Origin of the sequence: Dactylosporangium sp. NBC_01737 (assembly GCF_035963215.1) — a bacterium.
GTDB lineage: Bacteria > Actinomycetota > Actinomycetes > Mycobacteriales > Micromonosporaceae > Dactylosporangium.
Genome location: NZ_CP109153.1, coordinates 4,752,122 through 4,768,829, shown reverse-complemented (window position 1 = coordinate 4,768,829; position 16,708 = coordinate 4,752,122). Strand labels below are relative to the sequence as shown.

Here is a 16,708-nt window from a genome sequence, read left to right as displayed (position 1 = left end):
GGTCCCGTCCAGGAGAACAGCGCTAGGAGAACAGCGTGAAGATCAGGTTGTCCCACCATTCGGCGATGACGCTCAGGTAGGCCCGGCCGATCGTCGTCACTGCCAGTGCCGCGGCCATCGCGGCGATCGCCGAGGCCAGCAGCAGGATCAGCGACGAGCCCGACAGACTCTGCCGGTAGAGCCGGCTGACGCCCTTGGCGTCGACCAGTTTGCCACCGAGCTTGAGCCGGGTGAGGAAGGTGGAGGCCATGCCGCCGCGACCCTTGTCGAGGAACTCGATGAGGGTGTTGTGGGTGCCGACCGCCACGAGCAGCGACGCGCCCTTGTCGTCGGCGAGCAGCATCGCGATGTCCTCGCTGGTGGCCGCCGCCGGGAACGTGATCGCCTCGACGCCGAGCCGCTGCACGCGGGCCAGCCCGGGCGCCCGCCCGTCGGGGTAGGCGTGCACGACGACCTCGGCGCCGCAGCGCAGCACGTCGTCGGAGACCGAGTCCATGTCGCCGATGATCATGTCGGGCGTGTAGCCGGCCTCGACGAGCGCGTCGGCGCCGCCGTCGACCCCGATGAGCACGGGCTTGTATTCGCGGATGTAGGGCCGCAGCACGTCGATGTCGGCCTTGTAGTCATAGCCGCGGACCACGATCAGGCAGTGCCGCCCGGCGATCTCGGTCTGGATCTCGGGCACACCGACGCCGTCGAGCAGCAGCGCACGCTCCTGCTTCAGATACTCCATCGTGTTGGCGGCGAACGCCTCCAGCTGCACCGACAGGCCCTCCCGGGCGTCGGCCATCGACAGCGCGACCGTCTCGGCGTCCTGCCGCTGCCCCTTGGCGACGGCGTCCTCACCGACATACACGGTGTCGCCCTCGATGCGGACGGTCTCGCCCTCACGGAGCCGGTCGAACAGCTCCTCGCCGAGGTCGTCGACGAGCGGGATCCCGGCCTTGATCAGGCCCTCGGGCCCCAGGTTGGGATAGCGGCCCGACACGGACGGCTTCGCGTTGAGCACCGCCGCGACCCCGGCCGCGACGAGCGAGTCGGCCGCGACACGGTCGAGGTCGACGTGGTCGATGACCGCGATCTCGCCAGGCCGCAGCCGCCCCACCAAGCGTTTGGTCCGCCGATCCAGCCGCACGACGCCACCGATGACACCCGGCTCGGCGGGCCGGGTGCGGCGCAAGGTTGGAAGTCGCATCTCAACCATCCTGGCATGGACCTCTGACAAAAGCCGCGCGCGACATGTCCACTAGCAGGTGGAACGCCACTTTTCGCGCAGAGGGTGACGCCCGTCACCTTCGCGGACTGTCAGCCAGGCGACACAATTCGCGCGTATTCACGACGGCCCCGGGTGCCTCTTGTCGGTGTACGCATCGGAAGGAGTGCCGCAGTGAACCTCTCGTCGATCAGCCTGACCCTCGTGCCCAACCTCACCGGGAAGTCGCCCACCGAGGCCGCCACCGAGCTGCGCGCCGCCGGTCTCGAGCTCGGGGTGATCCGCGAGGTCGGTCCCAGCGGCAGCATGATCGTGCTGGAGCAGTCGACCCTCCCGCTCACCGTCGCCCCGCGCGGGACCAGGGTCAATCTCCTCGTCGGCGTCCCGTGACGTGAGCCGCCTGAGCACCTCGGCGACCACCAGCAGCGACGCCGCGCCGGCGTAGGCGAGCAGCAGCGCCTGCCACGGCCGCCCGTCCAGGAACCGCCCGCAGCTGTACCCGATCATCCCCGCCATGCCCGCCCAGACGCTCACGCCGAGGGCCGTCCACGCCTGGAACCGTCCGGCGGGATAGCCGACCACCCCAGCGGCGAGCGCCGAGGCCGACCGTCCGCCGGGCAGGTATCTCGCGAACACGAGCACCTGCCCGCCACGGTCGGTCAGGGTGCGGCGGGCCCAGCCGTACACCTGGAGCCCACGCCGCCTCGTCCGCAGCCGACGCAGCACCCCGGCCCCTGCCCTGACCCCGATCCGGAACGACACGACGTCCCCCGCGAACGCCCCCGCCGCCGCCGCGACGACGACCAGCCAGATCGACGGCCGTCCCGTCTGCGCCGACACCACCGCGACCGCGATCAGCGTCGACTCGCTCGGCGACAGCGGCACCACGGCATCCAGCGCCGCCACCACGAACACGACCAGCACCACCCACGGCGTCGCCGCGACCGACTCCACGAGGTCCCGCATCGCCCGACTGTCTCGCGACGCGCCGAACACCGACCGTCGCGGGGACGACCATCAACCGTCGGTTTCGATACGTCCCGCCTGCTCGACGACGCCGTACCAGCCGAAGCACGCCGCCGTCCCGAACTCCCCGACCGGCATCCGGTAGTGCCTGGCCAGGGCCCGCAGCAGCCCCGTGTCCCGCGCCGCGCCGCCCGCACCGCCGTGCGTCAGGGACGGCACCACACATCGCGGCGTCGGCACCTGTACCCGCAGCCGCACCCCGCCCACCCGCACGACCTCCCCCGGCGCGGGATCGTCCGGCAGGTCGAGCAGCAGGTTGGGCCGGAACCGCCGATGGTCGACCGGCGCACCGTGCACCTCGGCGAGCCGCGCGAGCGCACCGGTCGTCACGACGTGCACCGCCCCGAAGTCGTGGAACCGCCCGCTGCCGATCACGCTGAGCGCGTCACTGCCGGCCTCCGCGCCGGCCGCCCACGAGGGGATCATGCCGGCCTCCCGCGGCCAGAACCGGTGCAGCACCGCCCCTTCCGGCACCACATCGGTCACCGTCACCTCGCGCCCCAGCCACGACGACAGCACCGCCCCGGCGTGCGCGGCCCCGTCCGGGTCGAGGACCGCCGCCCTGCCGTCGGGCAGCCGCAGCCGGTCGCCTTCGACGCCGACCTCCAGCAACCGCTCCCAGAGCCGCGGCTGCTTCGCGCTGACGACGACCCCGTCTGCGTCGACGCACGCCCACCGCCGGTCGCCGGCCAGCCCGTCCGCGGCGACCTCGGCCTCGGTGAGCCGCTCGCCGCCCGCCGACTTCATCGGGTACCGCCAGATCCCCGCCGCCCGCACCCCACCACTCCCCTCGCCGCACATGTTCGATCAGACGATGGACGCGACGGCGAACGATCCGCCCGCCTCGCGCCTTCTGGAAAAGTCGGCGGATCACCGCTCACCGCCCCATGCGCCACCGTCGTGATCGAGGTCGCCGCACGGTCATCCCGGCCAACCGGGTCAACGCTTCGAGCATGAAGTACGACGACGCCCACCCAGCTACCGTCGCGCCGCGATCCGCCAGTCGACCGGCGTGACGTCGCCGTCAGCCGCACGTTGCCGCAGCCGCACGGCGCCGAGTGACCGGACGCCCAGGCAGGACGCCCAGGCAGGACGCCCAGGCCGGACATCCAGGCCGGACATCCAGGCCGCGTCGGAGCGACCAGCCAGGCGCAGCACCGCCGGCCAGGCGCCGGCCCACCGAACCGGACCCGCACAGGACTGCCCCGGCACAGCACCGCCCGGCCACGTTAGGCACAGCGCGGCCGCCGGTCGGGGCACGCCACGGCGGCGGGGCGCACGACCAGGCAGAGCGCACGACCAGGCGGAGCGGGCCGTCAGTGGTGGGACTTCTCGCGGTCCGCGACCGACAGCAGCTCCTCCGCATGCGCGATGCCCAGGTCCGAGTCCGGCAGGCCGGCCAGCATCCGGGCCAGCTCCCGCGCCCGGTCGGTGTGCTCCACGACGCGGACGCCGCTGGTGGTGACGGCGCCCCCGGTGTCCTTGGCGACCACGAGGTGCCGGTCGGCGAACGCGGCCACCTGCGGCAGGTGCGTCACGACGAGGACCTGGTGGTCGCGGGCCAGCCGGGCGAGCCGCTTGCCGATCTCGACCGCCGCGGTGCCGCCGACGCCGGCGTCGACCTCGTCGAAGACCAGGGTGGGCGGGCCGCCCACGCCGGCGAAGACGACCTCGATGGCCAGCATGACGCGGGACAGCTCGCCGCCGGAGGCGCCCTTCTGCAGGGGCTGGGCGGGCGCGCCGGGGTGCGGCAGGAGACGCAGCTCGATGTCGTCCGCACCGTCGGGGCCGACGCCGGCGTCGGTGCCGCCGGCGGTGGGCACCGTGGGGCCGCCACCGGCGGGCTTGGGGCCGACGACGACGTGGATGCGGGCGTGCGGCATGGCGAGGCCGGCCAGCTCGACCGTCACGTCGGCGGCGAACCTGCCCGCCGCTTCCTGCCGGGCCGCGGACAGGGTCGCGGCGACCTCGGCGACCTCGCCGTGCAGCCGGCGGCGCTCCTTGTCGAGTTCTTCGAGGAGCTCGTCGGAGTTGTCGAGCTCGCCGAGCTTGGTGCGGGCCCGGTCGGCCCAGGCGACGACGCCGTCGACGTCCTCGGCGTATTTGCGGGTGAGCGTGCGCAGCGCGGCGCGGCGCTCATAGACCTCCTGGAGGCGGCCCGGGTCGGCGTCCAGCGCGGCGAGATAGCTGCCGAGCTCGGTGGACACGTCACCGGCGAGGGTGGCGACCTCGTCGAGGCGGGCGGCGAGCTCGCCGAGCACCCGGTCGACGCCGGTCTGCGCCTCGAGGGTGCGCCGGGCCGTCGACAGCAGGCTCAGCACGTCGGCGACGTCGTCCCCGTCGCCGGTGCCGGTCAGCGACACGTGGGCGACCTGGGCGGCGCTGCGCAGGCCTTCGACGTGCTCGAGGCGCTGGGCCTCCTCCCGCAGCAGCTCGTCCTCGCCCGGCTGCGGGTCGACGCGGCTGATCTCGTCGAGGCCGAGGCGCAGCAGGTCGGCCTCCTGGCTGCGCTGCCTGGCGTTGGCGCGGCGGTCGGCGAGGTCGTCCTCGACGGCGCGCCAGCGCGTATACAGCTCGGCGAAGCGCCCGAGCAGCTTCTCGTGCTCCGGTCCCGCGTAGCGGTCCAGGGCGGCGCGCTGCTCGGCCGGGCGCAGCAGGCGCAGCTGGTCGGACTGGCCGTGCAGGGCGAAGACCCGCTCTCCGACCTCGGCGAGGACCGCGACGGGCACGGTGCGGCCGCCGACGTGCGCACGGGAACGACCCTCGGCCGTCAGGGTGCGGCTCATCAGCAGGGTGCCGTCATCGTCGATCTCGGCGCCGGCGTCGACGATGCGGCCCTCGACCGCCGCGCGCAGGTGCGCGGGCAGCCTGAGACGGCCGTCGACGGTCGCTCGGCCAGGGTCGGCGCGGACCCGGCCCGCGTCGGCGCGACCGCCGAACAGCAGGCCGAGACTGGTCACGACCATGGTCTTGCCCGCGCCTGTCTCGCCCGTGATGACGGTCAGGCCCGGTCCAAGGGGCAGTGTGGCGTCTTCGATCACGCCGAGTCCGGTAATGCGGAGTTCCTCCAGCACAACCAGAGACACTAGCCGCGCGGTACGACACTTCTCCACTCAGCCGTGCCGTTTGTTGTGTCTCCAACCGTCGACCGGCAGGCCGAACTTCGCCACGAGGCGGTCCGTGAACGGCCGCTCACGCAGCCGCACCACCCGTACGGGGAGCGCGCCCCGGCGAACCGTGACCGTCGATCCGGGTGCGAGGTCCATGACGCGCCGCCCGTCGCAGGACAGCAGCGCGAAGCTGGTGAAGGGCTCGACGTTGATCGTGATCGTCGAGGACGGCGCGATGACGAGCGGCCGGCTGAACAGGGCGTGCGCGCTGATCGGCACCAGCAGCAGCGCCTCCAGCTCCGGCCACACGACCGGGCCGCCGGCGGAGAACGCGTACGCCGTGGAACCCGTCGGAGTGGCGCACACGACACCGTCGCAGCCGTAGCGGGACAAGGGCCGGCCGTCGACCTCGACGAGCAGCTCCAGCATCTTCTCCCGGGCGCCCTTCTCGACGGTGGCCTCGTTGAGCGCCCACGAGGAGCCGACGGGCCGCCCGTCGTGCTCGGCGAACACGTCGACGGTGAGCCGCTCGTCGACGGTGTACGTGCCCTCGACGACCTCCCGCACGGCCTTGTCGACGTCGCCGATCTCGGCCTCGGCGAGGAACCCGACCTTGCCGAGGTTGATGCCGAGCAGCGGCGCCTTCGCGGGCCGCGCCAGCTCGGCGGCCCGCAGCAGGGTGCCGTCGCCGCCGAGGGCGAACACGATCTCGACGCCCTGCGCGGCGGTCTCCCCGCTCACCGGCACCGCACGCGGGATGTCCAGCTCGGCGGCCTCCTCGGCCAGGACCCGGACGGTGAATCCCGCTGAGAGCAGGTCGGCGGCGACGGTACGGGCGTGCTCGTTGTTGCTGCGTTTACCCGTGTGGGTGACCAGCAACGCCTCGCGAACGCTCACGCCACGAACCCTTCCACAGCGGCGGCCGAGTACACCGCGTCGGGTGACACCGGCGGCGCGTCGCGGCGCAACCACAGGAAGAACTCGACGTTGCCGGACGGGCCCGGCAGCGGGCTGACCGTCACGCCGGCGACGCCGAGGCCGAGCTGCGCGGCGGCGGCCGCCACGTCCAGCACCGCCTCCGCCCGCAGGGCCGGGTCCCGGACCACGCCACCCTCGCCGACGCGTTCCCGGCCGACCTCGAACTGCGGTTTCACCATCGGTACCAGGTCCCCGCCGGCGGACGTGCAGGCGGCGAGCGCGGCCAGTACCAGCCGCAGGGAGATGAAGGACAGGTCCGCGACGGTCAGGTCGGCCGGCCCGCCGATCAGCTCCGGGGTCAGGGTGCGCACGTTGGTGCGCTCGATCACCGTCACCCGCGCGTCGGTGCGCAACGACCAGGCGATCTGGCCGTAGCCGACGTCGACCGCCGCAACGGACGCGGCGCCGCGGCGCAGGAGCACGTCGGTGAAGCCGCCCGTGGACGCACCCGCGTCAAGACACCGCCGCCCCTGTACGGGCAGCGCCTCGAACGCCGCAAGCGCCCCGGCGAGCTTGTGCCCGCCCCGCGACACGTAGTCCTCACCGGTCGCCTCGCCCAGCACCCGGACCGCGTCGGCCGGGTCGACCTGCGCGGCGGCCTTCGCGGCGGGGACGCCCCGCACCTCGACGCGCCCCTCGGCGATCAACGCGGCCGCCTGCTCCCTCGATCGGGCCAAACCGCGGCGAACCAGCTCGGCATCGAGTCGTGTCCGCCGCGCCATCACCGTTCCTCGATCGTGCCCAACGTCTCCTGCAGGGTGCGGTGGGCTTCGGCGTACACCGAGACCTGCCGCTGCAACGGCAGCGACGCTACTCCGTTCAAGGCCTCGACGGCCGCCTCGACCCGCCCGAGCGCCGCGGCACCCGGCGGGGCGGGCATCGGGCCCGGGATGGGACCTGGGGTGTGACCAGGCACGGGACCGGGAACGGGGCCGGGAGTGACGCTCACGAGGACGACGCCCGCTTCCGCGGCGTGGCCTTCTTCACAGGCGCCACGTCGGACGCTTCGGCGATCTTCTCGACCGCGGCCTTCGCCGCCGCCTTCTTCGCCGGGGCGCTGCGCTTGACCGGCGCCGCCTTCGCGGCCGCCTTCGCGGCCGTCTTGGCCGGCGCCGTCTTAGCCGGCGCCGCCGGGGCCGTCTTCGCGGGCGCCGCCGGGGCCGCCGGGGCCGTCTTCGCGGGCGCCGCCGCCGTCTTCTTCGCCACGGTCTTCTTGGCGACGGTCTTCTTCACCGCGGCGGCCGCGGGAGTCGTCTCCACGATCTCGGCGCCGACCGGCAGCGCCGGCTCCGGCTCCACCGCCGGCACCTTCGCGGTCGCGGCCACGGAGGCGGCCTTGAGCTGCGCCTCGAGCTCATGCACGCGGGTCGTCAGCGCCGCGACCTCCTCGGCCGTGGCCAGACCGACTGCGCCGAGGGCACGGTCCAGCTCGTACCGCACGAGCTTGGTCACCGCCTCACGGTTGGCGGTGCCGGCTTTCACGAGGTCCTCGGCCATCACCTGCAGCTGCTCGGCGGTCGCGCCGCTCCTGCCGACCAGCCTGCGGACCGTCTTGGTCGCCTTCTTGGTCGTCGCCTCGGTCATTCCGTAGGCCAATTCCAGGTATGCCCGCCAGGCTTCCTGAGCCATGCTTGCGCCTCTCCTCCAAGTGGTGTACCGCCGTTCACGCTACCGGGCGGTCCGTGACGCCGTACGGTACGGTCACAATCCAAGTGTCCGCATTGGACATTTGGATGCACGGAAACGGGGGAAAACATGGCCACGGTCGAGGAATGTCGGGCGGCGCTGCAGAAGCTCGCGGCCCGGCTCGCCGAGAACGCGGCGGCGGCCCGGGAGAAGCTCGACTTCGACCGTTCGCTCGCCTGCCGGGTCACGGACCTCGGCGTCGCGTTCCACGGGCAGCTGCAGGGCGGGCAGATCTCCGGCCTCACCGACGGCGACGACCCCCGCGCGAAGATCAAGCTCACCGCGACGAGCGACGACCTGGTCGCCCTCGTCAACAGTGAGCTCAACGTCATGCAGGCCTGGACCAGCGGCCGCATCAAGATCGACGCGGGCGTGTTCGACCTGCTGAAGCTCCGCAAGCTCCTCTAGAGCTTCATCCACTCCAGCGCCGCCGTGGCGGCCTCGCCCTCCGCCGTCACGGGCCGCACCTCGCCGGCCGCCCACGCCACCGCGCACAGCGCCATGAGCGCGTCGATGCGGCGACCATCGCCGGTCAGCTCCCAGCCGTCGCCACGGTCCTCGACGCGCCACTGGTTCGTCCCCGCGGCCGGCGGCGCCTCGAACAGCCCCGCCAGATCCTCGGCGACGAACGTGGGCCGCCGCTCCACCGGCGCGGCGAGCAGCTCGGCGGCGTCGCTGACCCCGGTGAGGACGAGCAGGCTGTCCATCCCGGCCCGGTACGCGCCCTCGATGTCCGTGTCGAGCCGGTCACCGACCACGATCGGGTGCGTGGCCGACCGCTCCCGCGCCGCCTCGAGGAACAGCGTCGGGTCGGGCTTGCCGACGATCGTGTCCGGCTGCCGGCCCAGCGCCGTCGCGAGCGCCACGACCAGCGACCCGTTGCCAGGCAGCGGCCCCCGCGGCGACGGCAGCGTCTTGTCGGCGTTCGTCGCGATCCACTTCGCGCCGCCCCGGATCGCCACCGACGCGTCGGCGAGGTCCCGCATGGCGACGTCGGGCCCGTACCCCTGCACGACCACCTCGGCCTCGCCGGCCTCGGTGACCGGCCGGAGCCCGACGGCCCTGACCTCCTCCTGCAGCGCGGGCGCGCCGAGGATGAGCACGGGCGTGCCCGCCGCGAACCGCTCGGCGAGCAGCAGCGCCGTCGCGTGCGCCGACGTGACGACCTCCCGCACCTCGGCGGGGATGCCGATCCTGGTCAGCAGCGCCGCCACGTCACCGGGCAGCCGGGAGGCGTTGTTCGTGGCGTACGCACTGGGGATGCCCCGTTCACGCAACCGCGCACACGCCTCGGCTGCGCCGGGGATGACCTGGTCGACCAGGTACAGCACTCCGTCGAGGTCGAAGATGACCAGGTCGTAGTGGCTGACGAGGTCCCCGCCGGCGGTGTCGCCGGCGGGGGTCCCGTCCGTCTGGTCAGGCACGCGCGGTCCCGCTGTCGTCACCGTCGCCGCCGGGCTCGGTGCCGGCCGGAGGGGTGGCGTCACCGTCGCGATCGTCGTCGGTCTCGCCGTCGCCGTCCGTGTCGTCGCTGCCGCCGCCGGTACGCGTCCCGCCGGTCACCTGGTCGTCGTCCGCCGCCGCGGGTGCGTCGCCGTCACGGTCGTCGTCGGCGTCGTCCTCGTCGTCGTAGTCATCGTCGTCGCGGTCGTCCTCGTCGTCCGCGTCTTCGTCGTCTACGTCGTCCGCTTCGTCGTCCGCTTCGTCGTCCGCTTCGTCGTCCTCGTCGTCGTAGTCTTCGTCTTCGTCGTCCTCGTCGTCGTCCTGGTCATCCTGGTCGTCGTCGCGGTCGTCGTCCTCGTCGTCTTCTACGTCGTCTTCTACGTCGTCGTCTTCGTCTTCTTCGTCTTCTTCGTCGTCGTAGTCGTCTTCGTCGTCGCGGTCGTCATCCTCGTCGTCCGCGTCTTCGTCGTCGTCTTCGTCGTCGTAGTCATCCTCGTCGTCCTCGTCGTCGTCGCGGTCGTCGTCCTCGTCGGCGGTGGCGCGGGCGTCGTCGAGGTCCTCGTCGTCACCCTCCTCGTCGCCGTCCAGGACGATGCCGTCGAGCTCGAGGAGCCGCTCCGCCGCGTCGGTGGCGAGGTCCTCGTCGAGGTCCGCGGCACGCGCGAACCACTCGCGGGCCTCTTCCCGGCGCCCGGCACGCAGCAGGGCGTCGGCGTACGCGTACCGCAGCCGCGCCGCCCACACCGCGTCAGGCGCCGACGTCAGCTCACGGACCTGCAGCATCGCCACGGCGGCGTCGTGCTGCCCCATGTCGCCCCGCGCCCCGGCCGCAACGATGAGCAGCTCGACGATCTCCTCGGCCGTCAGCTTCTCCCGGTCCGCGGTCCGGAACAGGTCGATCGCCTTCTCCGGCCGCTCCAGGGCCCGCTCACAGTCGGCGATGACCGCGATGTGCGTCTGCCGCCCCGTCATCCGGTGATACGTCCGCAGCTCGCCGAGTGCCGTCTGCCACTCCCCCGCGTGGTACGCCGCGAGACCCGCGGCCTCCCGCACCACCGCGATCCGCGACGCCTTCCGCCGCGCGACGAGCGCGTGGGCGAGCGCCAGCTCGGGGTCGTCGTCGATGAGCTGCCCGGTCGCGATGAGCCGCTTGGCGACCTCCTCCGCGACGGGCCGGGCGAGGGAGCTCAGCTCGCTGCGCACCTCACGGTCCAGCTCCGACGGGTCGATGTCGTCGGCGAGCACCGGGTCCGCGACGCGGCTGACGGTCTCCTCGCCCTCGACCTCCTCGGCGACGAAGCCGGGGTCGCTCTGCCGTGGCCGGTACCCACCGGCGTCGTTCCGCCGCAGTGCCTCCGGCCGCTGGGAGCCGGCACCGCGCCCGCCGGAGTCCCGGTCCCGGAACCCACCGGCCCGCGGCCCGCCGTCACGCTGCCCGGGACGGTCGCCCCGGTCGCGCCGGGGACCGCCGTCACGGAAGTTGCCGGAGCGGTCGCCGCCGTCACGGTACCCACCGGAGCGCGGGCCGCCGTCACGGTCACGGAACCCACCGGGCCGCTCACCACGGTCGCCGCCGACGGGCCGGTCGCCACGGTCACGGAACCCGGGACGGTCGCCACCGGGCCGCTCACCACGGTCACGGAACGCCGGACGGTCGCCGCCCGGCCGCTCACCACGGTCGCCGCCGGCGCGGAAGCCGGACCGGTCGTCACGGTCGCGGAAGCCACCCGGGCGGTCCCCACGGTCGCCGCCGACGGGCCGGTCGCCACGATCACGGAACCCGCTGGGCCGGTCGCCCCGCGGAGCACCGTCACGGTCACGGAAGCCACCAGGCCGCTCGGTGCGGTCGCCACTGCGGTACCCACCGGGCCGCTCAGTGCGGTCGCCACTGCGGAAAGGCCGCTCGGTGCGGTCCCCGCTGCGGAAGCCACCACGGTCGCCGCCGTCACGGCCGGCGCTGGGACGGTCGCCCCGGTCGCGGTACGCCGGCCGGTCGCCACCATCGCGATCCCGGAACCCACCGCCACGGGGACCACTGCCACCGTCACGGTCGCGGAAGCCGCCCGCGCCGCTGGGCCGGTCGCCACGCGGCGGTCCGTCGCGGAACCCGGGACGGTCACCCCGGTCGGCGCCACCACGGAACGGCGGCCGGTCACCACGCGAAGCATTGTCACGGAACGGCGGACGATCGCCACGCGGGCCACCGTCACGGTCCCGGAACCCACCAGAGCTGCTGGGCCGGTCACCACGCGGCGCACCATCGCGGAACGACGGCCGGTCGCCACCATCGCGATCCCGGAACCCACCGCCACGGGGACCACTGCCACCATCGCGCGGGCCACCATCGCGGTCCCGGAAGCCACCGGGCCGCTCGGTGCGGTCGCCACTGCGGAAGCCACCGGAGCCACTGGGCCGGTCACCACGCGGCGCACCGTCGCGGAAGCCGCCCGGACGCTCGCCACGAGCCCCGTCACGGAACCCGGGCCGGTCACCACGGTCGCCACGCGGGCCACCGTCACGGTCACGGAAACCACCAGAGCCGCTGGGCCGATCCCCACGGGGACCGCCGTCACGGTCACGGAAACCACCGGCGCCGCTCGGCCGGTCACCACGGGACCCGCCGTCGCGGTCGCGGAAGCCGCCCGCGCCGCTCGGCCGGTCGCCACGCGGAGGACCGTCGCGGAACCCGGGACGGTCACCACGGTCCGCCCCACCACGGAACGGCGGCCGGTCACCACGCGAGGCGTTGTCACGGAACGGCGGACGATCGCCACGCGGACCGCCTTCACGGTCGCGGAACCCACCCGAACCACTGGGCCGGTCCCCACGGTCACCACGCGGGCCACCGTCGCGGAACCCACCGGAGCGCTCACCGTCACGGAACCCGGGCCGGTCGCCACCGGAGCGGTAGCCACCACCCGTACCGCCACCGGAGCCACCCGACCGGTAGCCGCCCGAGCTGCTGGAGCCACCGGAACGGAAGCCGCCCGGACGCTCGCCGCGGTCACCGCGCGGGGCACCGTCACGGGGTCCGGCGTCACCGTCACGGAAGCCACCGGGCCGGTCGCCACCCTCGCGGGGACGGAAGCCGCCGGAGCGCTCGCCGCCGGCGCCACCGGACCTGTACCCACCCGACCCGCCGGTCGTCCGGTCACCCGAGCGGTAGCCGCCCGAGCTGCCGGAACCGCCAGTACGGTCGCCGGAGCGGTACCCGCCGCCGGAGCCACCGGAACCGCCGGTGCGGGGACCGCCGTCACGGTCGCGGAAGCCGCCGGAGCGGTCGCCGCCCGTGCGGTCACCGCGCGGGGCACCGTCGCGGGGGGTCCGGGAGCTCGAAGACGAGCCGCGGTCGCGGTCGGCACCGGTCCAACGGGGTTTGCGGTCACCGGAGGCGGGGCGCTCTCCCCGGTCCTTGCCGCCCTGGTTATCGCGGTCGTGGGGTCCTGCAGTCACGACTTCATCCTTCCCGACCGGGGTGCGCTGCATGCACTCGACCCGGTAAACGAATTAAGGGCCGCCCCAGGAAAGGGCGGCCCTTAATCGAAAATTTGTCCGGCGGCGTCCTACTCTCCCACACTCTCTCGGGTGCAGTACCATCGGCGCTGGAGGGCTTAGCTTCCGGGTTCGGAATGGGACCGGGCGTTTCCCCTCCGCTATGGCCGCCGTAACTCTATGAACCTGTCAACCACCGCACACCCTGCCCGCCGTCGCCGGCTGCAGGGGTGCGTTCTGGTGTTGGTTCAGAATCACACAGTGGATGCGTTGTCTCATAAAGCTTTGTGTATGAGGTCAAGTCCTCGGCCTATTAGTACCGGTCAGCTCAAACCTGTTACCAGGCTTCCACTTCCGGCCTATCAACCCAGTGGTCTAACTGGGGGCCTTAACCCTCAAGGGGTGGGATACCTCATCTCGAAGCGAGCTTCCCGCTTAGATGCTTTCAGCGGTTATCCCTTCCGAACGTAGCCAACCAGCCGTGCTCTTGGCAGAACAACTGGCACACCAGAGGTTCGTCCGTCCCGGTCCTCTCGTACTAGGGACAGCCCTTCTCAAGTATCCTACGCGCGCGGCGGATAGGGACCGAACTGTCTCACGACGTTCTAAACCCAGCTCGCGTACCGCTTTAATGGGCGAACAGCCCAACCCTTGGGACCTACTCCAGCCCCAGGATGCGACGAGCCGACATCGAGGTGCCAAACCATCCCGTCGATATGGACTCTTGGGGAAGATCAGCCTGTTATCCCCGGGGTACCTTTTATCCGTTGAGCGACACCGCTTCCACCTGCCAGTGCCGGATCACTAGTCCCGACTTTCGTCCCTGCTCGACCTGTCAGTCTCACAGTCAAGCCCCCTTGTGCACTTGCACTCAACACCTGATTGCCAACCAGGCTGAGGGAACCTTTGGGCGCCTCCGTTACATTTTAGGAGGCAACCGCCCCAGTTAAACTACCCACCAGACACTGTCCCTGAACCGGATCACGGTCCGAAGTTAGATACCCAAATCCAACAGAGTGGTATTTCAAGCTTGCCTCCACAACCACTGGCGTGGCCGCTTCACAGGCTCCCACCTATCCTACACAATCGAATTCGAGTACCAATGTCAAGCTATAGTGAAGGTCCCGGGGTCTTTCCGTCCTGCCGCGCGTAACGAGCATCTTTACTCGTAGTGCAATTTCGCCGGGCCTGTGGTTGAGACAGTGGGGAAGTCGTTACGCCATTCGTGCAGGTCGGAACTTACCCGACAAGGAATTTCGCTACCTTAGGATGGTTATAGTTACCACCGCCGTTTACTGGCGCTTAAGTTCTCCGCTTCGCCCTCACGGACTAACAGGTCCCCTTAACGTTCCAGCACCGGGCAGGCGTCAGTCCATATACATCGTCTTACGACTTCGCATGGACCTGTGTTTTTAGTAAACAGTCGCTTCCCCCTGGTCTCTGCGGCCACCAACCGCTCCACCAGCATGTGGTCTCACCATCGGTGGCCCCCCTTCTCCCGAAGTTACGGGGGCAATTTGCCGAGTTCCTTAACCACAGTTCGCCCGATCGCCTCGGTATTCTCTACCTGACCACCTGTGTCGGTTTGGGGTACGGGCCGCTCGAAACTCGCTAGAGGCTTTTCTCGGCAGCATGGGATCACTGACTTCGCCTGAAACGGCTCCGCTTCACGTCTCACCCTCAAGCAGTACGGATTTGCCTATACTGCGGGCTACACGCTTGCCCCGGCACAACCACCGGCCGGGTCCAGCTACCCTCCTGCGTCACCCCATCGCTTGCCTACTACCACCCAAGTTCCCAACATCAACCCATCAACCCGAAGGTCTCAAAGCATCCGGAGGTTAGTACAAGCGGGTCCGGCATGGACGCTTCTACGCGGGTACGGGAATATCAACCCGTTATCCATCGACTACGCCTCTCGGCCTCGCCTTAGGCCCCGACTCACCCAGGGCGGATTAGCCTGGCCCTGGAACCCTTGGTCATCCGGCGGCAGGGTTTCTCACCCTGCTTTCGCTACTCATGCCTGCATTCTCACTCGCGTCACCTCCACGGCTGGATCACTCCGCCGCTTCACCGGTGACACGACGCTCCCCTACCCATCCACACACCTGGACCTCACCCCGAAAGGATCAGCCGGGTTATCATGTGAATGCCACAGCTTCGGCGGTGTGCTTGAGCCCCGCTACATTGTCGGCGCGGAACCACTTGACCAGTGAGCTATTACGCACTCTTTCAAGGGTGGCTGCTTCTAAGCCAACCTCCTGGTTGTCTATGCGACCCCACATCCTTTACCACTTAGCACACGCTTAGGGGCCTTAGCTGGTGATCTGGGCTGTTTCCCTCTCGACTACGAAGCTTATCCCCCGCAGTCTCACTGCCACGCTCTCACTTACCGGCATTCGGAGTTTAGTTGACTTCAGTAAGCTTGTAGGCCCCCTAGGCCATCCAGTGCTCTACCTCCGGCAAGAAACACGTGACGCTGCACCTAAATGCATTTCGGGGAGAACCAGCTATCACGGAGTTTGATTGGCCTTTCACCCCTAACCACAGGTCATCCCCCAACTTTTCAACGTTGGTGGGTTCGGCCCTCCACGCGGTCTTACCCGCGCTTCAGCCTGCCCATGGCTAGATCACTCCGCTTCGGGTCTAGGACACGCGACTGAACGCCCTATTCAGACTCGCTTTCGCTACGGCTCCCCCACACGGGTTAACCTCGCCACGTATCACTAACTCGCAGGCTCATTCTTCAAAAGGCACGCCGTCACCCCCGACCCCAAAAGGCCAGGACGCTCCGACGGATTGTAGGCGCACGGTTTCAGGTACTATTTCACTCCCCTCCCGGGGTACTTTTCACCTTTCCCTCACGGTACTCGTCCGCTATCGGTCATCAGGGAGTATTTAGGCTTACCAGGTGGTCCTGGCAGATTCACGGCAGATTACAGGAGTCCGCCGCTACTCGGGAACACACCAACACAGACCCAGGATTTTCGCCTACCGGACTCTCACCGTCTACGGTGCCGCTTTCCAGCGAACTTCGACTAACCCAGAATTTTCTGACTGTGCGACCGGTCAGCAGCCCGATCAAGACATGCCCCACAACCCCGCGCACGCAACCCCTGCCAGGTATCACACGTACACGGTTTAGCCTCTTCCGCTTTCGCTCGCCACTACTCACGGAATCACTATTGTTTTCTCTTCCTGCGGGTACTGAGATGTTTCACTTCCCCGCGTTCCCTCTACCTGCCCTATGTGTTCAGGCAGGAGTGACACCACATGACTGGTGCCAGGTTCCCCCATTCGGACACCCTGGGATCACAGCTCGGTTGACAGCTCCCCCAGGCCTATCGCGGCCTCCCACGTCCTTCATCGGCTCCTGATGCCAAGGCATCCACCGTACGCCCTTAAAAACTTGACCACAAAAAGCTTTAAAGATGCTCGCATCCACTGTGCAATTCTCAACCAACACCAAACCCACACCACTTTGTCAGAAACAGCCTCCGCCGAAGCCGGCGCGGTCCTGTTCCTAGTGTGAGTCTCGTCTGAACCAACCCTCGCGTCACCGCGCTGATTGTTTCAGGACCCAACAGGGTGCCTGTGTGTGCCACGAACCGCATCTCCGACCGTTCCACTCCACTCACGTGGCTGTACTAGACCATTGGAAACCGTTGTCCGCGATACTTCGCCAGTGTCTCCGCCATATGAGCACCCCACCAGCGCATTCGGCCGGTATGGGGCTCCTGCCACCTTTCGGTGGAGGTTG

At 70.1% G+C, this 16,708-nt stretch carries 12 protein-coding genes, 2 rRNA genes and 1 pseudogene; 3 read left to right on the top strand and 12 right to left on the bottom strand.

Annotation, left to right across the window (positions count from 1 at the left end; all coding sequences use genetic code 11):
• Positions 1–22: 22 nt before the first annotated feature.
• A complete protein-coding gene (steA, locus tag OHA72_RS21745; RefSeq protein WP_327009615.1) occupies positions 23–1,195 on the bottom strand; it encodes a putative cytokinetic ring protein SteA in 1,173 nt (390 codons plus the stop codon).
• A gap of 84 nt (positions 1,196–1,279) precedes the next feature.
• Here steA and OHA72_RS64765 point away from each other — a divergent pair, with 84 nt between their 5' ends.
• Positions 1,280–1,603, top strand: a complete 324-nt coding sequence (locus OHA72_RS64765) for a PASTA domain-containing protein (RefSeq protein ID WP_442788736.1) — start codon at positions 1,280–1,282, stop codon at positions 1,601–1,603.
• 165 nt (positions 1,604–1,768) lie between these two features.
• Here the strand turns inward: OHA72_RS64765 and OHA72_RS64760 are convergent.
• The 7 genes and pseudogenes from OHA72_RS64760 to OHA72_RS21710 all read right to left on the bottom strand — a co-directional run.
• Positions 1,769–2,179: pseudogene (locus tag OHA72_RS64760) on the bottom strand (DedA family protein); the annotation flags it as partial.
• 51 nt (positions 2,180–2,230) lie between these two features.
• On the bottom strand, positions 2,231–3,016 hold the full coding sequence (locus OHA72_RS21735; RefSeq protein ID WP_327009613.1) for an MOSC domain-containing protein: 786 nt from the start codon (positions 3,014–3,016) through the stop codon (positions 2,231–2,233).
• A gap of 539 nt (positions 3,017–3,555) precedes the next feature.
• A complete protein-coding gene (recN, locus tag OHA72_RS21730) occupies positions 3,556–5,313 on the bottom strand; it encodes a DNA repair protein RecN (protein ID WP_327011633.1) in 1,758 nt (585 codons plus the stop codon).
• A gap of 39 nt (positions 5,314–5,352) precedes the next feature.
• Positions 5,353–6,246 carry an NAD kinase gene (locus OHA72_RS21725; protein WP_327009612.1) on the bottom strand — a complete coding sequence of 298 codons (894 nt, stop codon included), beginning with the start codon at positions 6,244–6,246 and terminating at the stop codon, positions 5,353–5,355.
• Positions 6,243–7,049: a TlyA family RNA methyltransferase gene (locus tag OHA72_RS21720; protein WP_327009611.1), complete on the bottom strand. Its 807-nt coding sequence runs from the start codon at positions 7,047–7,049 to the stop codon at positions 6,243–6,245. Before OHA72_RS21720 ends, OHA72_RS21725 begins: the two co-directional genes overlap by 4 nt.
• Complete coding sequence (locus tag OHA72_RS21715; RefSeq protein WP_327009610.1) at positions 7,049–7,207, bottom strand: hypothetical protein; 159 nt, start codon at positions 7,205–7,207, stop codon at positions 7,049–7,051. The genes OHA72_RS21720 and OHA72_RS21715 overlap by 1 nt, the downstream gene beginning before the upstream one ends.
• Positions 7,208–7,272: 65 nt before the next feature.
• On the bottom strand, positions 7,273–7,956 hold the full coding sequence (locus tag OHA72_RS21710) for a phasin family protein (RefSeq protein WP_327009609.1): 684 nt from the start codon (positions 7,954–7,956) through the stop codon (positions 7,273–7,275).
• Positions 7,957–8,082: 126 nt separating this feature from the next.
• Between OHA72_RS21710 and OHA72_RS21705 the strand changes: the two genes are divergently transcribed.
• Entirely contained in the window at positions 8,083–8,421 is a 339-nt protein-coding gene (locus tag OHA72_RS21705; protein ID WP_327009608.1) for an SCP2 sterol-binding domain-containing protein, read from the top strand.
• On the opposite strand, the gene OHA72_RS21700 is transcribed toward OHA72_RS21705, so the two are convergent.
• Positions 8,418–9,437, bottom strand: a complete 1,020-nt coding sequence (locus OHA72_RS21700) for an HAD-IIA family hydrolase (protein ID WP_327009607.1) — start codon at positions 9,435–9,437, stop codon at positions 8,418–8,420. The genes OHA72_RS21705 and OHA72_RS21700 overlap by 4 nt on opposite strands.
• Positions 9,430–10,659, bottom strand: coding sequence for a tetratricopeptide repeat protein (locus OHA72_RS21695; protein WP_327009606.1), 1,230 nt, complete (start codon positions 10,657–10,659; stop codon positions 9,430–9,432). The genes OHA72_RS21700 and OHA72_RS21695 overlap by 8 nt, the downstream gene beginning before the upstream one ends.
• Between OHA72_RS21695 and OHA72_RS21690 the strand changes: the two genes are divergently transcribed.
• Positions 10,549–12,996: a hypothetical protein gene (locus OHA72_RS21690; protein ID WP_327009605.1), complete on the top strand. Its 2,448-nt coding sequence runs from the start codon at positions 10,549–10,551 to the stop codon at positions 12,994–12,996. The genes OHA72_RS21695 and OHA72_RS21690 overlap by 111 nt on opposite strands.
• 10 nt (positions 12,997–13,006) lie before the next feature.
• Here the strand turns inward: OHA72_RS21690 and rrf are convergent.
• Both rrf and OHA72_RS21680 read right to left on the bottom strand, forming a co-directional pair.
• Positions 13,007–13,123: ribosomal RNA gene (gene rrf, locus OHA72_RS21685) — 5S ribosomal RNA — on the bottom strand.
• Positions 13,124–13,241: 118 nt separating this feature from the next.
• Positions 13,242–16,363 (bottom strand): 23S ribosomal RNA (locus OHA72_RS21680).
• Positions 16,364–16,708: the final 345 nt, after the last annotated feature.